21 protein-coding genes are annotated in these 20,413 nt (G+C 61.5%); 5 read left to right on the top strand and 16 right to left on the bottom strand.

Going from position 1 to position 20,413, the window contains the following annotated elements:
* The first annotated feature begins 7 nt into the window (after positions 1-7).
* The gene (locus CJU94_RS06920) at positions 8-2,404 is read left to right on the top strand and encodes a penicillin-binding protein 1A (protein WP_095418058.1); all 2,397 of its coding nucleotides are present in this window, start codon (positions 8-10) and stop codon (positions 2,402-2,404) included.
* A 119-nt stretch (positions 2,405-2,523) separates the two neighbouring features.
* On the opposite strand, the gene cyaY is transcribed toward CJU94_RS06920, so the two are convergent.
* Positions 2,524-2,841 carry an iron donor protein CyaY gene (gene cyaY, locus CJU94_RS06915; RefSeq protein ID WP_011490036.1) on the bottom strand — a complete coding sequence of 106 codons (318 nt, stop codon included), beginning with the start codon at positions 2,839-2,841 and terminating at the stop codon, positions 2,524-2,526.
* A gap of 35 nt (positions 2,842-2,876) precedes the next feature.
* Here cyaY and lptM point away from each other — a divergent pair, with 35 nt between their 5' ends.
* The gene (gene lptM, locus CJU94_RS06910) at positions 2,877-3,215 is read left to right on the top strand and encodes an LPS translocon maturation chaperone LptM (RefSeq protein WP_095418057.1); all 339 of its coding nucleotides are present in this window, start codon (positions 2,877-2,879) and stop codon (positions 3,213-3,215) included.
* A 9-nt stretch (positions 3,216-3,224) separates the two neighbouring features.
* A complete protein-coding gene (lysA, locus tag CJU94_RS06905; RefSeq protein WP_095418056.1) occupies positions 3,225-4,487 on the top strand; it encodes a diaminopimelate decarboxylase in 1,263 nt (420 codons plus the stop codon).
* 110 nt (positions 4,488-4,597) lie between these two features.
* Here the strand turns inward: lysA and msrQ are convergent, their stop codons facing one another.
* The 5 genes from msrQ to CJU94_RS06880 all read right to left on the bottom strand — a co-directional run bounded on the left by msrQ (position 4,598) and on the right by CJU94_RS06880 (position 10,739).
* Entirely contained in the window at positions 4,598-5,323 is a 726-nt protein-coding gene (gene msrQ, locus CJU94_RS06900; protein ID WP_095418055.1) for a protein-methionine-sulfoxide reductase heme-binding subunit MsrQ, read from the bottom strand.
* Positions 5,324-5,334: 11 nt separating this feature from the next.
* Positions 5,335-6,330 carry a protein-methionine-sulfoxide reductase catalytic subunit MsrP gene (msrP, locus tag CJU94_RS06895; protein WP_095418054.1) on the bottom strand — a complete coding sequence of 332 codons (996 nt, stop codon included), beginning with the start codon at positions 6,328-6,330 and terminating at the stop codon, positions 5,335-5,337.
* A gap of 197 nt (positions 6,331-6,527) precedes the next feature.
* The gene (gene ccsB, locus CJU94_RS06890; RefSeq protein ID WP_095418053.1) at positions 6,528-7,736 is read right to left on the bottom strand and encodes a c-type cytochrome biogenesis protein CcsB; all 1,209 of its coding nucleotides are present in this window, start codon (positions 7,734-7,736) and stop codon (positions 6,528-6,530) included.
* A 4-nt stretch (positions 7,737-7,740) separates the two neighbouring features.
* On the bottom strand, positions 7,741-9,963 hold the full coding sequence (locus tag CJU94_RS06885) for a cytochrome c biogenesis protein ResB (RefSeq protein ID WP_095418052.1): 2,223 nt from the start codon (positions 9,961-9,963) through the stop codon (positions 7,741-7,743).
* Positions 9,964-10,085: 122 nt separating this feature from the next.
* Positions 10,086-10,739 carry a c-type cytochrome gene (locus CJU94_RS06880; RefSeq protein ID WP_095418051.1) on the bottom strand — a complete coding sequence of 218 codons (654 nt, stop codon included), beginning with the start codon at positions 10,737-10,739 and terminating at the stop codon, positions 10,086-10,088.
* A gap of 264 nt (positions 10,740-11,003) precedes the next feature.
* On the opposite strand from CJU94_RS06880, the gene yihA reads away from it, so the two are divergent.
* Together yihA and hemB are read left to right on the top strand one after the other, a co-directional pair.
* Positions 11,004-11,657, top strand: a complete 654-nt coding sequence (gene yihA / locus CJU94_RS06875) for a ribosome biogenesis GTP-binding protein YihA/YsxC (protein ID WP_095418050.1) — start codon at positions 11,004-11,006, stop codon at positions 11,655-11,657.
* A 250-nt stretch (positions 11,658-11,907) separates the two neighbouring features.
* Positions 11,908-12,906, top strand: coding sequence for a porphobilinogen synthase (gene hemB, locus CJU94_RS06870; protein ID WP_095418049.1), 999 nt, complete (start codon positions 11,908-11,910; stop codon positions 12,904-12,906).
* A gap of 139 nt (positions 12,907-13,045) precedes the next feature.
* Here the strand turns inward: hemB and dsbD are convergent, their stop codons facing one another.
* From dsbD to secY, 10 genes are all read right to left on the bottom strand, one after another.
* Complete coding sequence (gene dsbD / locus CJU94_RS06865) at positions 13,046-14,923, bottom strand: protein-disulfide reductase DsbD (RefSeq protein WP_095418048.1); 1,878 nt, start codon at positions 14,921-14,923, stop codon at positions 13,046-13,048.
* A complete protein-coding gene (gene cutA / locus CJU94_RS06860; RefSeq protein WP_095418047.1) occupies positions 14,916-15,248 on the bottom strand; it encodes a divalent-cation tolerance protein CutA in 333 nt (110 codons plus the stop codon). Before cutA ends, dsbD begins: the two co-directional genes overlap by 8 nt.
* A 176-nt stretch (positions 15,249-15,424) precedes the next feature.
* Entirely contained in the window at positions 15,425-15,817 is a 393-nt protein-coding gene (gene rplQ, locus CJU94_RS06855; RefSeq protein WP_006052227.1) for a 50S ribosomal protein L17, read from the bottom strand.
* Between the two features lie 168 nt (positions 15,818-15,985).
* Complete coding sequence (locus tag CJU94_RS06850; protein ID WP_006052226.1) at positions 15,986-16,963, bottom strand: DNA-directed RNA polymerase subunit alpha; 978 nt, start codon at positions 16,961-16,963, stop codon at positions 15,986-15,988.
* Between the two features lie 124 nt (positions 16,964-17,087).
* Positions 17,088-17,711, bottom strand: coding sequence for a 30S ribosomal protein S4 (gene rpsD / locus CJU94_RS06845; RefSeq protein WP_011490048.1), 624 nt, complete (start codon positions 17,709-17,711; stop codon positions 17,088-17,090).
* Between the two features lie 147 nt (positions 17,712-17,858).
* Positions 17,859-18,263 (bottom strand): 30S ribosomal protein S11, encoded by a 405-nt coding sequence (rpsK, locus tag CJU94_RS06840; protein ID WP_006052224.1) that lies wholly within the window; start codon positions 18,261-18,263, stop codon positions 17,859-17,861.
* Positions 18,264-18,291: 28 nt separating this feature from the next.
* Positions 18,292-18,657, bottom strand: a complete 366-nt coding sequence (gene rpsM / locus CJU94_RS06835; RefSeq protein ID WP_006052223.1) for a 30S ribosomal protein S13 — start codon at positions 18,655-18,657, stop codon at positions 18,292-18,294.
* Between the two features lie 41 nt (positions 18,658-18,698).
* Positions 18,699-18,815, bottom strand: a complete 117-nt coding sequence (gene rpmJ, locus CJU94_RS06830) for a 50S ribosomal protein L36 (RefSeq protein WP_004199844.1) — start codon at positions 18,813-18,815, stop codon at positions 18,699-18,701.
* A gap of 20 nt (positions 18,816-18,835) precedes the next feature.
* On the bottom strand, positions 18,836-19,054 hold the full coding sequence (infA, locus tag CJU94_RS06825; protein ID WP_004521905.1) for a translation initiation factor IF-1: 219 nt from the start codon (positions 19,052-19,054) through the stop codon (positions 18,836-18,838).
* 8 nt (positions 19,055-19,062) lie between these two features.
* Complete coding sequence (secY, locus tag CJU94_RS06820; protein ID WP_007180124.1) at positions 19,063-20,409, bottom strand: preprotein translocase subunit SecY; 1,347 nt, start codon at positions 20,407-20,409, stop codon at positions 19,063-19,065.
* Positions 20,410-20,413: the final 4 nt, after the last annotated feature.

The raw sequence follows: 20,413 nt of genomic DNA, 5'->3' as shown, positions 1-20,413 counted from the left end.
TGCCCATATGCAATCCACGTCTCCTACGTCTCCGCCGCCCGCGCCGCAAAAGCGCAAACGCCCGCTGTGGCTGAAGCTCATCATCGGCTTCGTGGGTCTGATCGTCGCCGGCATTCTGTGCGTGCTGCTGGTGCTCGGCTATGCGCTCGTCGTCGCCACGCCCAATCTGCCGGCGCTCGATGCGCTGACCGATTACCGGCCCAAGGTGCCGTTGCGCATCTACACGGCCGACCACGTGCTGATCGGCGAGTTCGGCGAGGAACGGCGCGACATCGTCCATATCCAGGACGTGCCCGACAGTCTGAAGAAGGCGATCCTCGCCATTGAAGACGCGCGCTTCTACGACCACGGCGGCGTCGACCTGACCGGCATTGCGCGCGCGGGCATCGTCGCGCTGACCAATGGCCACGCCACGCAGGGCGCAAGCACGATCACCATGCAGGTGGCGCGCAACTTCTTCCTCTCCAGCGAAAAGACCTACACGCGCAAGATCTACGAGATGCTGCTCGCCTACAAGATCGAGTCGAAGCTGTCCAAAGATCAGATTCTCGAGGTGTACATGAATCAGATCTATCTCGGTCAGCGCGCCTACGGCTTCGCGAGCGCGGCGCGCGTGTACTTCGGCAAAGACCTGAAGGATCTGACGCTGGCCGAATCCGCCATGCTGGCCGGGCTGCCCAAGGCGCCGTCCGCCTATAACCCGGTGGTCAACCCGAAGCGCGCAAAGGTGCGGCAGGAGTACATCCTGCAGCGCATGTACGAGCTGCGCTACATCACCCAGGAACAATACGATGAAGCGAGCCGGCAGCCGCTCGTGGTCAAGGGCGCGGGCAAGGAATTCAGCGTGCACGCGGAATACGTCGCGGAAATGGTGCGTCAGATGATGTACGCGCAGTATCGCGAGGAAGCCTATACGCGCGGACTGAATGTCGTGACCACGATTGATTCGGCCGATCAGGACGTCGCTTACCGGGCGCTGCGCAAAGGTCTGATGGACTACGAACGACGCCACGGTTATCGCGGTCCGGAGGCGTTCATCGAGTTGCCGTCCGACGCCGACGACCGCGAACAGGCCATCGACGACGCGCTGCTCGAACACCCGGACAACGGCGAGATCATCGCCGCCGTGGTCACCGCCGCGAGCCCGAAGCAGGTGCAGGCCACGTTTATCGACGGTAATGTCGCGACAATTCAAGGTGACGGCCTGCGCTTTGCGCAGTTCGCGCTCGGTCCGCGCGCGCAGCCGAATCAACGTGTGCGCCCGGGCGCGATCATCCGGCTCATCAAGAACGACGACGGCGACTGGTCGATCACGCAACTGCCGCAGGTGGAAGGCGCGTTCGTTTCGGTGATCCCGCAGGATGGCGCGATCCGCGCGCTGGTCGGCGGGTTCGACTTCAACAAGAACAAGTTCAATCACGTCACGCAGGCGTGGCGTCAGCCGGGTTCGAGCTTCAAGCCGTTCATCTATTCGGCGTCGCTGGAAAAGGGACTGGGGCCGGCAACCGTGATCAACGACGCGCCGCTCTTCTTCAGCGCGGCTGAAACCGGCGGCCAGGCGTGGGAGCCGAAAAACTACGGCGGCGGCTTCGACGGCCCGATGACCATGCGCACCGCGTTGCAGCGGTCGAGAAACCTAGTGTCGATCCGCATTCTGAACCAGATCGGTACGAAGTACGCGCAGCAGTACATCACGCGCTTCGGCTTCGACGCGGATCGTCATCCGGCTTATCTGCCAATGGCGCTGGGCGCGGGTCTCGTCACGCCGCTGCAGATGGCGGGCGCGTACTCGGTGTTCGCCAACGGCGGCTATCGGATCAACCCGTATCTGATCGCCGAAGTCACCGATCAGCGAGGCATCGTGGTCGCGCATGCGCAACCGCTGGTGGCCGCTCAAAGCGCGCCGCACGCAATCGAACCGCGTAATGCGTACGTGATGAACAGCCTGCTGCAAAGCGTCGCGCAACGCGGCACGGGCGCCAAGACCAATGCGTTGAAGCGCACCGATCTCGCCGGCAAGACGGGTACGACCAACGATTCGCGCGACGCGTGGTTCGCCGGCTATCAGCACACGCTCACGGCCATCGCGTGGATGGGCTACGACAACCCGCGCAGCCTCGGAGACAAGGAAACCGGCGGCGGCCTCGCGTTGCCTGTGTGGGTCGAATACATGGGGCGCGCGCTCAAGGGCGTGCCGGAGTACAAGATGCCGATGCCCGACGGTCTGACTGAACTCGGCTCGGAGTTGTATTTCGACGACTTCACGCCGGGGCGTGGTTTCGTCGCCACTGTCGGCGTCAGTCAGGCGGCGCTGGATGCGCAGGCAAGCGGCGCGGCGGCGGCTCCCGAGCAGGTTGGCGAGCAGGAGAAGCAGGACATCATGAATCTGTTCCGCGGACACTGACGCATTCGTCCGACGTGTCTTGGAAAGCAGAACGGCCGCGCATGTAGCGCGGCCGTTCTGCTTGTGCGGACTGCGCGATCGGAGCCGCCGCGTCCCGGCGCTCCTCCGGACAGCGCGGCTTACGCTTCGAAGTGAACCGGCTCGCCGGCCTGCTGCGTCGCGTACTCCGACAGCGCGGCGAAGAACTCCGTGCCGCTGCGCGTATCGCGCCACTCGCCGTCGACGAAGCGGAAGTGGAAACCGCCCGCTTTCGCGGCGATCCAGATCTCGCTCATGGGCGGCTGAAGGTTGACGATAATCTTCGAGCGGTTCTCGAATTCGAGGGTCAGGACATTGCCGCTGCGCTCGAGTTCGATGTCCGCATCCGTGTCGTCGAGCGCGCGTTCGATGGCGGCTAGCGCGGCTTCCGCGCGGGTCAGGTATTCACTATCGGACATGCTAAACTCCATCGATTATTTATTCAGGGACAGTCATGCGAGTCGTATCTCGGATGCGCGCGGCGGCGCCCGGCCGCGCGATTGTAGCGGTTTTAGCCATTCTCGCAGGTTGTGCACTCGCAGGCTGCGGACAACGCGGTTCGCTCTATCTGCCCACCGTGCCGCCGCTGCCGGCCAAGCCGGTCGATCGCACGCAAACGCCGCCGGACGTCGCGCCATCGGCGCCGTCCACCCCCAGCATCGGCACCGTCCCGGACACCTCCGGCACACCGCTTTCGTTGGCGCCGGAAAACGAACTCGCCACGCCGCCCACCTCCGCCGCACCCGCTAAGGCGGCGCCGTTGCCCGCTTCCGCCGTCACACCCGTTCAATAAGACTTTCGCATGACTCGATCCGCATTTGACTACGTCGACGGCGTGCTGCACGCCGAAGGCGTATCCGCCGTCTCTCTCGCCGAGCAGTTCGGCACGCCGCTCTACGTGTACTCGCGTGCCGCGCTCACCGCCGCCTGGAACGCTTACGCGGGCGCGTGCGCCGGCCGCCGTGCGAGCGTGCACGTCGCCGTCAAGGCCAATAGCAACCTCGCGGTGCTGAACGTGTTCGCGCGCCTCGGCGCCGGCTTCGACATCGTGTCCGGCGGCGAACTGGCACGCGTGCTGGCCGCCGGCGGCAAAGCGGAAAACACCGTGTTTTCCGGCGTCGGCAAGAACGCGGAAGAAATGCGTGACGCGCTCGTGGCCGGCGTGAAATGCTTCAACGTCGAATCGATTCCCGAGCTCGACCGCCTGAATGCGGTCGCCGCGGAAATGGGCAAGAAGGCGCCTGTCTCGCTACGCGTGAATCCCGACGTCGACGCGAAGACGCATCCGTATATTTCCACCGGCCTGAAGTCAAACAAGTTCGGCGTCGCATTCGAAGACGCGCGCGCCACGTATCAGGCGGCCGCGGCCATGGCGAATCTCGAGGTGGTCGGCATCGACTGTCATATCGGCTCGCAGATCACCGAAGTCGCACCGTACCTGGACGCGGTCGACAAGGTTCTGGAACTGGTCGAACAGATCGAGCAGGACGGGCTGAAGATTCGCCACATCGACGTGGGTGGCGGTCTCGGCATCACGTACGACGACGAAACGCCGCCTGAAATCGGCGAGTTCGTGCGCACCGTGCTGGATCGTATCGAAGCGCGTGGCCACGGCCACCGTGAAGTGTATTTCGAGCCGGGCCGCTCGCTGGTCGGCAATGCGGGCGTGCTGCTCACGCGCGTCGAGTTTCTGAAGCCGGGCGCGGAAAAGAATTTCGCCATCGTCGACGCGGCCATGACCGATCTCGCGCGCCCCGCCATGTATGAGGCGTATCACGCAATCGACCCGGTCGTGAAGCGCGACGTGCCGGCCCACGTGTACGACGTAGTCGGTCCGGTTTGCGAAAGCGGCGACTGGCTCGGCCGCGAACGCCTGCTGGCGGTCGAACCGGGCGATCTGCTCGCGATCCGCTCGGCCGGCGCATACGGCTTCGTGATGAGCTCCAACTACAACACCCGACCGCGTGCGGCCGAGGTGATGGTTGATGGTACACAGGTGCATGTGGTTCGCGCGCGCGAAGAGGTGCAGCAGCTGTTTGCGGGCGAAATAATCCTGCCGGCGTAAACGTCATATTGCACGTCAAACCTTGCGCAGTGAAAAAAGAGGCGATGCCGTTGCGGCATCGCCTTTTTTTTTTGCATCACCGATCGCCGCGTCCTCTGCGCGTGCGCCGCTCAACGCACCTTTGACATCCTGTCACGCAACCAGACGATCAAACGCCAACCGAGCAACGCCAACATGATTGCACCGTAAATCTTCGGCAAGATCAGATCATGCTTGCCCGCCTTCATCCACCAGAAGTGCAGGATCGCGAGCGCGCCGATCGCATAGATGAAGCGATGCAGCATCTGCCAGCGGCGCCCGAGCTTGCGCACCATCGCGCGCGGCGACGTCATGGCCAATGCGATCAACAACACGAATGCCGCGAAGCCCACCGTAATGAACGGCCGCTTGCCGATGTCCTTGACGATCTCGGCGACGTCGAACCACTTGTCGAACCACAGGTAGGTGGTGAAATGCAGCGTCGCGTAAAAGAACGCGTAGAGCCCGAGCATGCGGCGAAAGCGCACCAACGCGGCGACGCCGGTGAGCCGGCGCAGCGGCGTCACGGCCAGCGTGATGCAGAGAAAGACGAGTGTCCACAGACCCGTCGAGCGTGTAATGAATTCGATCGGATTCGCGCCGAGCCGGTCGGTCAAGCCGAACAGCACGAGACGCGCGAGCGGATACCATGCCGCGATAAACACCGCGATTTTGGCCGGCACGATCCAGCGCGCGCCCGCTGCGGGCCGCTTCGCGTCCCCCGAGGACGCACGCGACTGCACGCGCGGTGATGTGCGCGCGGTCTGAGTCGCGGGCCGAGCGGCGGTCTGGGCAGCAGGTTGCGGATCGGAAGCCATGATTGCGCCGTTCAGAAATTCTTCTTCAGGTCCATGCCCTGATACAGCGACGCGACCTGATCGCCGTAACCGTTGAACATCAGCGTCTTGCGCTTGGGTGTGAAGAAACCGTCTTCACCGATCCGGCGCTCAGTCGCCTGACTCCAGCGCGGATGATCCACGTTCGGATTCACGTTGGAATAAAACCCGTACTCGTTCGACGCGTACGTGTTCCAACTGGTCGGCGGCTGCTTGTCGAGGAAGCGGATTTTCACCAGCGACTTCGCGCTCTTGAAGCCATATTTCCACGGCACCACGACGCGCACCGGCGCGCCGTTCTGATTGGGTAACACCTGTCCGTAGAGCCCCATGGTCAGCAAGGTCAGGGGATGCATCGCTTCATCCATGCGCAGACCTTCGGAGTACGGCCAATCGAGCACGGGCGTCGACAGCCCCGGCATTTGCGACGGATCGGCGACCGTGATGAATTGCACATACTTGGCGTTGCCCGTCGGCTGCACGCGCTTGATCAATTCCGAGAGCGGCACCCCGAGCCATGGAATCACCATCGACCAGCCTTCCACGCAGCGCAACCTGTACACGCGCTCCTCGAGCGGCGCGAGCTTGAGCAATTCGTCGATGTCGTAGACCTTGGGATTCTTGATCTCGCCCTCGACACTCACCTTCCACGGATGCGCCCGCAGCGTCCCGGCGTTGTGCGCGGGATCGGCCTTGTCGGTGCCGAATTCGTAGTAGTTGTTATACGTGGTGATGTCTTTGTACGGCGTGATCTTGTCGAGCGCAACGAAACGGGTATTGGTCTTCGCCGCCAGCTTTTGCGCCTTCGGATCCGGCGACGTGTAAGCCGCGAGCGCCTCGCCGTTCACACCGATCAGGCTGCCGAGCGCCGCGGCGCCCGCCGCCTGCAATATGCGCCGGCGGTTCTGAAACACACGCTGCGGCGTGATTTCGCTGCGCGCAATGTCGTCGCCGTTGAGTTGAATTCTGTCGCTACGCTTGATCCACATCGTGGTGCTCCTTGCCGGCCCGTCGGTTGACGCATCTTACGGGGCCATATTGATGATCGCCGGTCCGGGCGTCCATCCAGTCATCCATAGGTACTCTCAGGACGAACACCCTGGATGCAGCAAATATTCCATCAGCCAGAAAAAAACCGCCGGTGCTAAGCACACGGCGGTTTCGAGTCGGTTGGGAGCGGCAGATCTTACAGCTTGCCGTAGCTATGCAGGCCCGACAGGAACATGTTGACGCCGAGGAAGGCGAAGGTCGTCACCAGCAGGCCGGTCAACGCCCACCATGCCGCGACCGCGCCGCGCAGCCCCTTCATCAGACGCATGTGCAACCACGCCGCATAGTTCAGCCAGACGATCAGCGCCCACGTTTCCTTCGGATCCCAACTCCAGTAGCCGCCCCAGGCTTCAGCGGCCCACAGCGCGCCGAGAATCGTCGCGATCGTGAAGAACGCAAAACCGACGGCGATCGACTTGTACATCACGTCGTCGAGCACCTCGAGCGCCGGCAGGCGGTCGGCCAGCACGCCGCGCTCTTTCGCCAGATATGCGACGCCCACCATGGCCGACAGCGCGAAGCTGCCATACCCGATGAAGTTGGCCGGCACGTGAATCTTCATCCACCAGCTTTGCAGGGCCGGCACCAGCGGCTGAATCTGCTGCGCGTCACGTGCCACCGAGTACCACATCAGGAAGCCGACTGCGGCGCTGATCACCAGCAGCACGAACGCGCCGAGCGCCCGGGTGTTGTAGTGCTGTTCGTAGTACAGGTAGAAGAGCGCGGTGATCAGGCTGAACAGCACGAACACTTCGTACAGGTTCGAGATGGGAATATGGCCGACGTCCGCGCCGATCAGATACGACTCGTACCAGCGCACCATCAGGCCGACAAAGCCCATCAGCACGGCGGCCCATGTCATCTTCGAGCCGATCGCCGCGCCGGTCGGCGAACGCGACAGCAGGCCGATCCAGTAGAACACGGTGGCGAATACGAAGAGCGCGCTCATCCATAGAATCGCGGACTGGCTCGACAGGAAATACTTCAGGAAGAACGCGTTGTCCGCGCGGCTGAGATCGCCGTGGTAGATCTGGATGGCGAGCAGCGACAACGCCGCGATCCCGACCATCAGCGGACGCACCGGTTTCCAGCGCCAGCCGAGCACCATGAACACCGGCACGGCGCACACCAGCACCAGCTTGTCGTAGTAATTCATGAACGGGTGATAGCGCGACAGCGCAAACCCGGCGCCCGCGACCATCGCGAGGGCAAACAGCCAGTCGACAATGCCGAGCCGTTTCAAAAACGGCCGCTCGTCGTACTGGGCGAGGTTGGGCGCTTCACTCGCGGGGGCCTTCTTGGGCCGCGAGGGTGAAGAGGAGGAGGAAACCTGAGTCAAGTCCATGATCTTACCGGGTCGAATCGTGTGAGCTTGCGGACGGCGCGCCAGCGTTGCCCGATGCGGCGGAGGCGCCAGCGGCGTCGGATGCTTCAGAGAGTTTGGCGCCCAGCGCGGCGCCCACGGCGTCGCGCGTCTGGACGAACTCTTTCTCGAAGTCGAGCGTCTTGCGCGCGCTCGACATCGCCATGACCACGTTCGTGCCGTGGTCGGAGTCTTTGAGCCAGAACCAGAGGCGCCGTTCGCGGACGTAGAACATCGAGAAGATGCCCAAAACGAGGAGCAGGCTGCCAAGATACACGACTTTTTTGCCCGGCGCGCGCGTTAGCTGAAATACCGAAGCTTGCACCTGCTTGAAGGAGTCAAGCTGCAAGTAGACCGGCGATCCATACAGAAAACTGTCGGATATCGCGTTGATCGAGCTCTGGATGAAGCGGCTGGCGTCCGCATTGGCCGCCGCCTCGGGCTCGCCGAGCTGCTGGCGGGACAGTTGGTACAAATCCCATGTGGAACCTTCGAGCATGCGCAGCAGGAGCCCGGCCGCCTTTTCCTGCTCGCCCTTCGGCACAGAATGGTCGATGAAACCGGCAATCGCCTGGAAGCCGCCGATCATCTGGCCGTTCGGCATCTTGATGCTGTTATCCGCGCCCGCAAAAAGGGTCAGCACGCGCAGCGCGCTTTCTTCCAGATGCTGTTGCAGTTCGACATTCGAACCGGGCACCGAGCGCAGCGCGAAACGGTGAGCGGCCGAGGCGCGCATGGCCGGATCTTCGAGCGTGGCGCGCAAGTTCATCCATTCCTTGACCGTGCCGCCGCTGTCGGCGGGAATGCGCAGGTAGCGGAACGGATCGTCCGGATTCACGCGCATGCCGGCGAGGAACATCTTTTCGCCCGACACGTCGACCGGCAGCATGTAGTTGTTGTATTCGCGCGCCTGACCGTCCTTGTCGCGCACCTTGTATTGCACCGACGGGCCGACGTTGTGCAGATCGAGCGGCTTCGAGGTCTTCGCGCCGGAGCCGAGGCGTTCGTCGAACGCTTCTTTCAGCGTGCGGTGCGCCGCGACGCCGCGGGCGTCGGTCTGGCCGCTGCCGTTCTGGATATTTTCGACATTGATTGCGCGGAAATCGGTGAATTCGACTGTCTGGCCGTCGGCAAGCGGCGTAGCCGTACTCAACGGCGCATTGCCGCCGATCGTGCCGCCGAACGGCGCGCTCTTCGCGCTGGCGCCGCTCATCGGATAGGCCGTCATCTGCATTTGCGAGCCGCCGTCCTGAAAGCTCGATTGGTAGATGGACACGCCGTCGTAGGTGAACGGCTGGTTCACCTCGACCCGGGCCGGCACGCGCGCGCCGGTCTTGTGATCCACCACCACGATGTCGCTCGCGAACAGCTTCGGCATGCCCGTCGAGTAGTAATCGACGATGAACTTGTTCAGCTCGATCGAAAAGGGCAGGTCCTGGATCAGCGAGCCGTCCGGCTGGTTCAGGATTGCCGTGGAAACGTGCTGCCCTTCCGGCACCCACGCGTAGCCGCGGAACGTCGGGTTCGATTGCGACAGACGATGTTCCGGCGGAATCTCGTTGATCACCGTGTTGGCGCGAATCGGCGACTTGTCGAACAGCCACATTTGCAGCTTGATCGGCAGATTGCTGTCGAGCAGCCCGCCCAGACAGATCACCACGATCGCGAGGTGAGCCGAGATGTAGCCGAACTTGGTCAACGCGCCGCGTTTGGCGGCGATCAGGGTCGCGCCGTCGGATTCACGCGTGACGAACTTGTAGCCGAGCCTGGCCGAGAGTTTGGCGAGCACGGCCGCGGTCTGCGCGCGCGTGCCCTGCACCGCGAACTCGCCCTTGTGATGGAACGCGCGCAAGCTGCCTTCGCGGACCTTGTCCTTCCAGCTCTTCGCGTCCGCGACCATTTTCGGCGCGTTGCGGATCACGCAAAGCGACACCGAGACCATCAGGAAGCCGAGAATCAGCATGAACCACCACGAGCTGTACACGGTGTACAGGCTCAGTGAGCGGAAAATGTCCGCCCAGAACGGGCCGAACTGATTGACGTAGTTGGGATACGGATCGTCCTGGGTGAGGACGGTGCCGATAATGCTGGCGATCGACAGAATCACGAGCAACGAAATGGCAAAACGCATCGAACTCAAGACTTCGATGACGTTGCGCATGACGCGATTGCCCGACTTCGACTGCAAACCCGACGTGGTGACGCTCATTCATACTCCGACTGAACAGCAAAAAAGGGTGAAGGGCTGTCGTAGGCACGACGCCCCCACCCTTTTCTTGTTTTGTACCGGCCTCGTCGGGCCGGTTGCACTTGCGTGCGGGCTTCCTGTTCCTAGTGCAAGCCCGCGATGTAATCGGCTACAGCCTTGATCTCACTGTCCGACAGACGCGTTGCAATGGCGTGCATCGGCTCGTTATTGTTACGTGCGCCTGGACCTTGCGTGAACGCCAGCAACTGCGCCACCGTATATTCCGCCCACTGCCCCGACAGCCGCGGATACTGCGACGGAATCCCCTGACCGGTCGGCCCGTGGCAGCTCGCGCATGCCGGCACGCCCTTGTCGGCAATCCCGCCGCGATAAATCTTCTGACCGAGCGGAACCGTGTCTTTGTTGTGCGCGTAACCTGGCTTCGGTGTCTGCGTCGCAAAATAGGCCGCGACGTTGACCATGTCCTGATCGGACAGCGCCGCCGCCATGCCCGCCATGATCGCATTGTTGCGCGCCGGCTGCTTGGCGCCCGGCTGGGTTTTGAAATCCTTGAGTTGCTTGACGAGATACTCAGGGTGTTGACCCGCCAGCTTCGGATACGCGCCGCCGGCGCTGTTGCCGTCCGCGCCGTGACACGACGCGCACACCTGCACCGCGATTGCCTGCCCCCGATTGACGTCCGGTTTTGCCGGATCTGCTGCTCGTGCCTGAATTGCCAAACCTGAAAGACCTGCCGCTACATGAAGCACCATCAGAGTCTTGCTCAGTCGATTCATTCGCACACCCTGTCTCGTCTTGTGGGATTTTTAGAGAGCCCCTAAACCTGCCGCTGCGCGCCAGGTTCGGCGTTTTCTTGAAGGTTTTGCAAAATACGACGGCGACCGAGTGACCGCCGGGAGCCGCCAAGGCACGTGGGCTGGCCCCCTCAGGTTTTCAGTAAACCATCGTATTGTACAATAACTCGCTAATCGCTAAGACGCCAGTCGGGCTTGACCCGTCCCCACTCCGGGTTCCCCGGCGTCTCGAATCCTGGCCTGATCATGTCCTTCCTGCTCCACCAATCCCGCTTTTTCACGACCGTCAATCACTTGCGTGATCTGCCGGCCACTTCGCAACCCGAGATTGCCTTTGCGGGACGCTCGAACGCGGGCAAGTCGACAGCCATCAATATTCTGTGCAATCAGAAGCGGCTGGCCTTCGCCAGCAAGACGCCGGGACGCACGCAGCACATCAATTACTTTTCGGTGGGCAAGGCGGACGAGCCGACCGCTCATCTGGTCGATCTGCCGGGCTACGGTTACGCGGAAGTGCCGGGCGCGGCGAAGGCACACTGGGAAGCGTTGCTGTCCACCTATCTGCAGTCGCGTTCGCAATTGCGCGGCATGATCCTCATGATGGACTCGCGCCGCCCGTTGACGGATCTGGACCGCCGCATGATCGAGTGGTTCGCGCCGACCGGCAAGCCGATCCACACACTGCTCACCAAGTGCGACAAATTGACTCGTCAGGAAAGCGTGAACGCGTTGCGCGCGACGCAGAAGGGTCTGGCTGAATATCGCACCGCCGGTTATCGCGGAGAATTGACCGCGCAGCTGTTCTCGGCGCTCAAACGCGTCGGTATCGACGAAGCGCACGAGCTGATCGAAAGCTGGCTGATCCCCGAGGCGAAGGGCGAAACGGACACGCCTCAGTAAGCAACGAGGGCGCCGCGGGACGCGGGAAAACGCCGTTGCGGCCGCCCATAAAAAAACCCGCCGCTTTAACGGCGGGTCAAACAGCCTAATCGAAAAAACGACAGGCACCCGCTCAGGGAGGAGAAGCGGGGAGGTCAGCGCAAGGCGCCTTGCTCGATCGGTATGATATACCATTGTCTCGAAAAGTTTCCGGCAGCGCGGGCAGGCGTTACTTGCCCACTCCACACACCCACGTTTTTTCGATTGGTCTATGAGCTTCTATCCGCACCACCGTCCGCGCCGCATGCGCCGCGACGACTTCTCGCGCCGCCTGATGCGGGAAAACATCCTCACCACCAATGATCTGATCTACCCGGTCTTTATCGTCGAGGGCACGAACGTGCGGCAAGCCGTTCCGTCGATGCCGGGCGTCGAGCGCGTGTCGGTGGATCTCTTGATGGGCGTGGCCGAGCAATGCGTCGAACTGGGCGTGCCGGTGCTTTCGCTGTTTCCGGCCATCGAGCCTTCGCTGAAAACGCCGGACGGCCGCGAAGCGACCAACCCGGCCGGTTTGATTCCGCGCGCGGTTCGCGAACTGAAAAAGAACTTCCCCGAGCTGGGTGTGCTCACCGACGTCGCGCTCGATCCGTACACGAGCCACGGCCAGGACGGCGTGCTCGACGAATCCGGTTACGTGATCAACGACGAGACCGTCGAGATTCTGGTCGAACAGGCGCGTGCGCAGGCTGAAGCGGGCGTCGATATCGTCGCGCCGTCGGACATGATGGACGGCCGCATCGGCGCCATTCGCGAGATGCTCGAGAGCGAGGATCATGTCCACACTCGCATCATGGCTTACGCCGCCAAGTTCGCGTCGGCGTTTTACGGCCCGTTCCGCGACGCCGTAGGGTCCGCCACGAACCTCGGCAAGAGCAACAAGATGACCTACCAGATGGACCCGGCCAATTCGAATGAAGCGCTGCGCGAAGTGCAAGCGGACATCAATGAAGGCGCGGACATGGTGATGGTCAAGCCGGGCATGCCGTATCTGGATATCGTGCGACGCGTGAAGGACGAGTTCCAGTTCCCGACCTACGTGTACCAGGTGAGCGGCGAGTACGCCATGCTGAAGGCGGCGGCGCAGAACGGCTGGCTCGATCACGACAAGGCGATGATGGAATCGCTGCTGGCGTTCAAGCGGGCTGGCGCGGATGGTGTGCTGACCTATTTCGCTTTGGATGCCGCGCGGATTTTGCGCTCGCAGAAGTAACTCGACGCGCCGCCTGTCGCGGCGGCTCGGGCGTTGAGGTAAACGGGGGCCGGCTTGTTTGCCGTGCCTCCGTTTTTTGTTTGGTGCGTGGGGCCGCGTGCGCCGTTAGTCTCCAGGAAGGCGGGCCCCTCGCCCTTCGTCATGCCCCGGGGCTACGCGCCCGATCCAGACTCTGCAAGAATTTATCCGCCGACTCATATCCGACGACGCGCAGCACTTCCTTGCCGCTCTGATCGAAGAAGATGATCCCCGGCGGCCCGAACAGGCTGAAACGCTTAAGCAGCGCTTGATCGTCGGCGCTGTTGGCGGTGACGTCGGCGCGCAGCAGATTCATCTGTCTCAGTTTTGCCTGGACGCGCGGGTCGCTGAACGTGAACTTCTCCATCTCTTTGCAGCTGACGCACCAGTCAGCGTAAAAATCGAGCATGGCGGGCTGTGCAGCCGTTTTGACGGCCTCGTCGAGTTCACTCGATGAACGAACCGGGGCGAACGTCAAATCACTCAGGGGCGCGCGGTTCGGCTTAATCGACGCAGTCGCGTCACCCGCCTCCCCGCCGCGCGCCGCCAATACGGCAAGCGGGCGCAGAGGATCGGATGAGCCGGCCGCCAGCCCGACCAACAGCACTGCCGCCCAGACGGCCAGTGCGGCGCCGATCCCACGCCCAAGCCGGCGCCATACGGAAGCGTGCGCAACGGGCGCGGAGAACAACCCGAGGGACACGGCTGCGACCAACAACCAGAGCGCGCTCAACAGCATGGTCGCGGCCGCGCCCAGCACCGGCCAGACGATCCACAGCGCCGCCGCGAGCAGCACCACGCCGAAGAACACCTTCACGCCGTCCATCCAGGCACCGGCGCGCGGCAACAGCGTACCCGCGCCAAGACCGAGAATCAGCAGCGGCACGCCCAAGCCGAGCCCCATCGAGAATAGCGCCGCGCCGCCGAGCACCGCGTCACCCGTATGCGCAATAAACGCCAGCACCGCGAAGAGCGGCGCGGTCATGCAGGCGCCCACCACCAGCGCGGACAGCGCGCCCATCACGGCAACCGCTGCAAACTTGCCCCCAGGGCGACCGGCCGACGCGCGCGAGACGCCGTCCTGCCAGCGCTGCGGAAGCGCGATGTCGACACCGGCAATCAAGGTCAGTGCGAAAACGGTGAGCAGCACGCCAAAGGCACCGAGCACCCACGGATTCTGCAACCATGCGCCGAGGCTTTGCCCAATGAGCGCGGCGGCAATGCCGAGCGCCGTATAGACGAGCGCCATGCCGATCACATAGGCCACCGACAGCGAGAACCCGCGGGCACGCGTCACTCGCGCGCCCTCCCCGATGATGATTGCCGAAAGAATGGGAATCATCGGATACGAACAGGGGAGCAGACTCAGCACGGCGCCGGCGACGAAATAAAGTCCGACGATCGCGAAAAAGCCACCGCCTTGCAGCAGCGACTGCGCGTAATCAGCGCTGGTGGCGCGCTCGAACCATGAGGTGCTCGCCGCGGCCGATTGTTGCGGCCCCCCGGCGCCAGAGATTTGCGCGCTCCCGGCCGGCTGCAGGGCCGCCCCGCTCACGCGGTACACGCGCTCCATCGGCGGATAGCAGATGCCGGCATCGGCACAACCCTGCGACGTCACCGCCAGCTCGAATGGTCCACCCGCTTGTTTAACGGGAATCCGGATCGTCAATTCGTTCCGGTACGTCTCGACGTCCTTGTTGAAGGTCTGATCGAACTTGACGTGGCCAGCCGGCAATTGCGGTTCGCCAATCGTCGCCGTGCCGTTGCGCGTCGCGAAAGCGAAGCGCTCGCGGTACATGTAATAGCCATCCGCGATTTTGTAGGTCACATCGACCTCGCCGGGCCTCTCAGTCGCGCTGAATTTGAACGCGACGGCGGGATCAAGGAAGTCATCCGCGGCGCGAGCGAGCGTGCCGAACTGCGCGAAAACGAGGCAACCAAGCAGGATAAATAGCGAACGCAGCGCACTGCGCGCGCGTCGGTCGAGACCGTTAAACATGGAGAGGACGTTGGGTTTCCGCAGTGATCCACTGGCCGTACGCGACCGACGCCGTCGCTTGCCACGAGAGGATTTCCGGCGTGTCGTAGGGATGGTGAGCCTGAATGTATCGCTCGAGTTCAAGTGCGCGCGCCGCGCTGGTCTTGAAGAGCAACTGGACCTCCTCGGCGGTTTCGATCGCGCCTTGCCAGTGATAGCTGGATTGCACGTCACCCAGCCGGGTGACGCAGGCGCATAGCCGCGCGGCCAAGGCGTCCTCGGCAAGCTTCTGAGCTACGGCAACATCAGGCACCGTCGTCAGAATCAAGGTCACATTCACGCTCACAGATGGCTCCGGCGAGGCTCGATTCAGGTGTCGTTATCGTATCACCTAGCCCTCACGCTCACGCAGGCCGCGCCGCGCCGCGCATACGGCCGCTATGCGACGAATGGCCGCTGAGTTCCAGCGCCGCAAACAAAAAAGCCAGGCTTGGCGCCTGGCTTTTTTTGATGCTTGAAAGCTTACTCAGCTTCTTGCACTTCGACTTCTTCAACTTCCGGACGGTCGAGCAGTTCGACCAGTGCCATCGGCGCGTTGTCGCCGACGCGGAAGCCGAACTTCAGCACGCGCAGGTAGCCGCCCGGACGGGTAGCGTAACGCGGGCCCAAAACTTCGAACAGCTTCGTGACCGAGTCACGATCGCGCAGACGGTTAAACGCCAGACGACGATTTGCCAGTGACGGCTTCTTGCCGAGCGTGATCAGCGGCTCGACGACTTTACGGAGTTCTTTCGCCTTCGGCAGCGTGGTCTTGATGACTTCGTGCTCGATCAGCGAGTTGGACATATTACGGAGCATTGCCAGACGGTGGCTGCTCGTGCGGTTCAGTTTCCGCAGACCATGACGGTGACGCATGTTAATTCCTTCAGTTCAAAGTTTTGGTCCAGCTCTTCTATCGCGCTTGAACTCCCGCAGGTTTCCCAACGGTAACGAGCGCACGGGCCGGTAGTAAAAAAGACAAGACGCGGATTTTAAAGGAAAATCCGCGTCCTTGCCAGTGCAGCGACGGGGCCTGCCCCGGAATTACTTGTCCAGACCAGCCGGCGGCCAGTTCTCGAGTTTCATGCCGAGCGTCAAACCACGCGACGCCAGTACTTCCTTGATTTCGTTCAGCGACTTGCGGCCCAGATTCGGCGTCTTCAGCAACTCGTTTTCCGTGCGCTGGATCAGGTCGCCGATGTAGTAAATGTTCTCGGCCTTCAGGCAGTTCGCGGAACGAACCGTCAGTTCGAGATCATCGACCGGGCGCAGCAGGATCGGATCGATCTGCGGCGCACGCGACGGCGCTTCAGCCGTTGCTTCGGTGCCTTCCAGAGCAGCAAAGACCGACAGTTGATCGACCAGAATGCGCGCCGATTGACGGATCGCTTCTTCCGGCGAAATCACACCGTTGGTTTCGATGTTCATCACGAGCTTGTCGAGGTCGGTACGCTGTTCGACGCGAGCGCTTTCAACGGCGTAGCTCACGCGGCGAACCGGCGAGAACGACGCATCCAGCACGATACGGCCGATGATCTTGGCCGACTCTTCGCCGTAACGACGCACGTTGCCCGGCACATAGCCGCGGCCCTTCTCGACCTTGATCTGCACGTCGAGCTTGCCGCCCTTCGACAGATGCGCGATCACGTGATCCGGGTTGATCACTTCGCAATCGTGCGCGAGTTCGATGTCGCCAGCGGTGACAACGCCTTCGCCTTCCTTGCGCAGCGTAACCGTCACTTCGTCACGGTTATGCAGCTTGAACACCACGCCCTTCAGGTTCAACAACAGGTTGACCACATCCTCTTGCACACCGTCGAGCGTCGAATACTCATGCACGACGCCTGCGATCGTCACTTCGGTCGGCGCGTAGCCGATCATCGACGACAGCAGCACGCGCCGAAGCGCGTTACCCAAGGTGTGGCCGTAACCGCGTTCAAACGGTTCCATGACCACTTTCGCATGGCTCTCACCAAGCGATTCAACAGCGATGATCTTGGGTTTCAACAAACTGGTTTGCATAGGTTTTCCTTTTCAATACCCTCGGCTCGTTACACCGATAAGGCTGACCGGTAACAACCTGAAAATAAACAGCCGAGACGCCCCCTTGCTTAGCGCAATCGGGGTGCCCCGGCCGTTAATCCGATTACCGCGAATACAATTCGACGATCAGGCTTTCGTTGATGTCGCCAGCGATGTCGCTGCGTTCCGGCTTCTGCTTGAACGTGCCTTCGAACTTCTTCGAATCGACAGCGACCCAGCTCGGCAGACCGCCCTGCTCAGCCAGCGACAGCGCTTCGAGAATACGCGCTTGCTTCTTCTTCTGTTCGCGGACTGCAACGACGTCGCCAGCCTTCACTTGCATCGACGGAATGTTCGACACAACGCCGTTCACCATGATCGCCTTGTGGCTCACCAGCTGACGCGCTTCAGCGCGCGTCGAGCCGAAGCCCATGCGATACACGACGTTATCCAGACGCGATTCGAGCAATTGCAACAGGTTTTCACCCGTGTTGCCCTTCAGGCGGTCCGCTTCAGCGAAGTAACGGCGGAATTGACGCTCGAGGACACCGTAGATGCGCTTCACTTTTTGCTTCTCGCGCAACTGCGTGCCGTAGTCGGACGTACGTGCACCCGACGTGCGGCCGTGCTGGCCAGGCTTGCTGTCAAGCTTGCACTTGTCAGCGAGCGAACGACGGGCGCTCTTCAGGAAAAGGTCAGTGCCTTCACGGCGGGACAGCTTGGCCTTAGGGCCGATATAACGTGCCACGTTGATTCCTTCTATGATTAATCACGCGAATGCATGCACCCGCGCTAGTCCGAACCCTTTGGGTCGAACGGTGGGCTTAGTCAATTCAATAGCGCAAGCAGCCTGCCGCCGCGCAGGGCGGCAACAGGCGCTGGCAAAACAAGCGTCTTAGATACGACGACGCTTCGGCGGACGGCAGCCGTTGTGCGGAACCGGCGTCACGTCGGAGATCGCGGTGATCTTGATGCCAAGACCATGCAACGCGCGCACCGCCGACTCACGGCCAGGACCGGGGCCCTTGATCCGCACTTCGAGGTTCTTCACGCCGTATTCCATCGCCACGCGGCCTGCCGATTCGGCTGCCACCTGAGCTGCAAACGGAGTCGATTTACGCGAACCCTTGAAGCCCTGACCACCCGACGTTGCCCAGGCAAGTGCATTGCCTTGACGATCGGTGATCGTGATGATGGTGTTATTGAACGACGCGTGAACGTGAACCACGCCCTCGGCGACGTTCTTCTTGACCTTCTTGCGAACGCGTTGCGCCGCGGAGTTGTTCGAAGCCTTAGCCATTACGTTTTCCTGTAACTGTCAGTTCCGCTTACTTCTTCAGCGATTGCGCTGCACGACGCGGACCCTTGCGCGTACGGGCATTCGTACGCGTACGCTGGCCGCGCAGGGGCAAGCCCTTACGATGCCGAACGCCACGGTAGCAGCCGAGATCCATCAGGCGCTTAATGTTCATCGTCGTTTCACGGCGCAGATCGCCTTCAACGATGAACTTGCCGACTTCTTCACGCAGCTTTTCGAGGTCTGCGTCGTTCAGGTCTTTGACCTTCTTCGAAAATGCCACACCAGCAGCGACGCAAATGTCGCGCGAGCGCGTGCGGCCGATACCGTAAATAGCCGTCAGGCCGATTTCGGTATGCTGGTGATTCGGGATGTTAACCCCTGCGATACGAGCCATTGTTTTTCCTCAAACAAAAAGCGCAAGCAAAAGCGCGGCGTTCAGCCTTGACGCTGTTTGTGGCGCGGATCAGAGCTGCAAATCACGCGCACAACGCCTTTGCGCTTGATGATCTTGCAATTGCGGCAAATGCGCTTAACCGATGCCATCACTTTCATGATATTACCCTTTTTTCAAATCACTTCGCCCGGAACACGATCCGCGCACGCGACAGATCGTAAGGCGTCAATTCAACCGTCACCTTGTCGCCCGGCAAGATACGGATATAGTGCATCCGCATCTTCCCAGATATGTGTCCCAATACGACATGGCCGTTTTCCAGCTTCACCCTGAAGGTAGCATTAGGCAGGTTTTCGATGACTTCACCCTGCATCTGGATAACATCGTCTTTGGCCATAAGTCCTTTCAACGCATCGGGACGCCGCCGCCTTTGAAATTAGCTTTCTTCAGCAGCGATTCATACTGTTGCGACATAACGTACGACTGCACCTGCGCCATGAAATCCATTGTGACGACGACAATGATCAGCAGCGACGTTCCACCAAAATAAAACGGCACGTTCCAGCGCAGCACCAGAAACTCGGGCAGCAGACAAACAAACACGATGTAGATCGCACCGGCCAGCGTCAGACGCGTCAGGATGCGGTCGATGTATCGTGCGGTTTGATCGCCCGGGCGGATGCCTGGGACGAATGCGCCACTCTTCTTCAGGTTGTCGGCCGTCTCTCTGCTGTTGAACACCAGTGCGGTGTAGAAGAAACAGAAGAAAACGATCGCCAACGCGTACAGCAACACGTACACGGGTTGACCGGGCTTAAGGGCTTCGGCCACGTTGTGCAACGTGTCTGCGAACCAGCTGGTACGCGACCCCGAACTGAACCAGTTCAGGATGGTTGCCGGGAAGAGAATGATCGACGATGCAAAGATCGGCGGAATCACGCCCGACATGTTCAACTTCAGCGGCAAATGCGAAGACTGACCGCCGTAAATCTTGTTACCGACCTGCCGCTTCGCGTAGTTCACAAGAATCTTGCGCTGGCCGCGTTCGATGAACACCACCAGATACGTCACTGCAGCAATCAGTGCGACGACGATAATCGCGGATATCGGGCTCATCGAGCCGGTCTGCACCAGCGAAACAAGACCGCCGATCGCATTCGGGAAGCCCGCTGCGATCCCGCCGAAAATAATGATCGAGATACCGTTGCCAAGCCCGCGCTCCGTGATCTGCTCACCCAGCCACATCAGGAACATCGTGCCGGTCACCAGCGTCACGACCGTCGTCAACCGAAAAACCATCCCCGGATCAATCACCAGGCCTGGCTGATTTTCCAACGCCACGGCAATGCCGAACGCCTGGAACGTCGCCAGCAGAACCGTGAAGATACGCGTGTACTGCGTAATCTTCCGTTGCCCTGCCTGCCCTTCTTTCTTTAACGCTTCGAGCTGCGGCGAGACAATCGCCAGCAACTGCATGATGATCGACGCCGAAATATACGGCATGATCCCCAGCGCAAAAATCGTGAACCGCGAAAGCGCGCCACCCGAAAACATGTTGAACATGCCAAGGATGCCGCCCGACTGGCTTTGGAACAGCTTTGCCAGCTGGTCCGGGTCAATACCCGGCACCGGAATATGCGCGCCGATACGGTAGACGATCAACGCCAGCAGCAGGAACACTGCTCGCCGACGCAGATCGCCGAACTTCGCCGCGCTGCGACCGGGTTTTGCGAGACTCGGGCTGTTAGCCAAGTAC

Origin of the sequence: Paraburkholderia aromaticivorans (genome assembly GCF_002278075.1) — a bacterium.
In the GTDB taxonomy this organism is placed as follows: Bacteria; Pseudomonadota; Gammaproteobacteria; order Burkholderiales; family Burkholderiaceae; genus Paraburkholderia; species Paraburkholderia aromaticivorans.
Note: the sequence above shows the minus strand (reverse complement) of the source record. Positions and strands in the feature narration are given on the sequence as shown.

Excerpts from the sequence above, each read along its gene's own strand:
- yihA (WP_095418050.1), top strand. The coding sequence starts at position 11,004 with ATGTCCTTCCTGCTCCACCAATCCCGCTTTTTCACGACCGTCAATCAC.
- rplQ (WP_006052227.1), bottom strand. The coding sequence starts at position 15,817 with ATGCGTCACCGTCATGGTCTGCGGAAACTGAACCGCACGAGCAGCCAC.
- msrP (WP_095418054.1), bottom strand. The coding sequence starts at position 6,330 with ATGTGGATCAAGCGTAGCGACAGAATTCAACTCAACGGCGACGACATT.
- msrQ (WP_095418055.1), bottom strand. The coding sequence starts at position 5,323 with ATGGCTTCCGATCCGCAACCTGCTGCCCAGACCGCCGCTCGGCCCGCG.
- CJU94_RS06880 (WP_095418051.1), bottom strand. The coding sequence starts at position 10,739 with ATGAATCGACTGAGCAAGACTCTGATGGTGCTTCATGTAGCGGCAGGT.
- cyaY (WP_011490036.1), bottom strand. The coding sequence starts at position 2,841 with ATGTCCGATAGTGAATACCTGACCCGCGCGGAAGCCGCGCTAGCCGCC.
- lysA (WP_095418056.1), top strand. The coding sequence starts at position 3,225 with ATGACTCGATCCGCATTTGACTACGTCGACGGCGTGCTGCACGCCGAA.
- CJU94_RS06920 (WP_095418058.1), top strand. The coding sequence starts at position 8 with ATGCAATCCACGTCTCCTACGTCTCCGCCGCCCGCGCCGCAAAAGCGC.
- infA (WP_004521905.1), bottom strand. The coding sequence starts at position 19,054 with ATGGCCAAAGACGATGTTATCCAGATGCAGGGTGAAGTCATCGAAAAC.
- CJU94_RS06885 (WP_095418052.1), bottom strand. The coding sequence starts at position 9,963 with ATGAGCGTCACCACGTCGGGTTTGCAGTCGAAGTCGGGCAATCGCGTC.
- hemB (WP_095418049.1), top strand. The coding sequence starts at position 11,908 with ATGAGCTTCTATCCGCACCACCGTCCGCGCCGCATGCGCCGCGACGAC.
- CJU94_RS06850 (WP_006052226.1), bottom strand. The coding sequence starts at position 16,963 with ATGCAAACCAGTTTGTTGAAACCCAAGATCATCGCTGTTGAATCGCTT.
- dsbD (WP_095418048.1), bottom strand. The coding sequence starts at position 14,923 with ATGTTTAACGGTCTCGACCGACGCGCGCGCAGTGCGCTGCGTTCGCTA.
- rpmJ (WP_004199844.1), bottom strand. The coding sequence starts at position 18,815 with ATGAAAGTGATGGCATCGGTTAAGCGCATTTGCCGCAATTGCAAGATC.
- ccsB (WP_095418053.1), bottom strand. The coding sequence starts at position 7,736 with ATGGACTTGACTCAGGTTTCCTCCTCCTCTTCACCCTCGCGGCCCAAG.
- rpsK (WP_006052224.1), bottom strand. The coding sequence starts at position 18,263 with ATGGCTAAGGCTTCGAACAACTCCGCGGCGCAACGCGTTCGCAAGAAG.
- rpsM (WP_006052223.1), bottom strand. The coding sequence starts at position 18,657 with ATGGCTCGTATCGCAGGGGTTAACATCCCGAATCACCAGCATACCGAA.
- lptM (WP_095418057.1), top strand. The coding sequence starts at position 2,877 with ATGCGAGTCGTATCTCGGATGCGCGCGGCGGCGCCCGGCCGCGCGATT.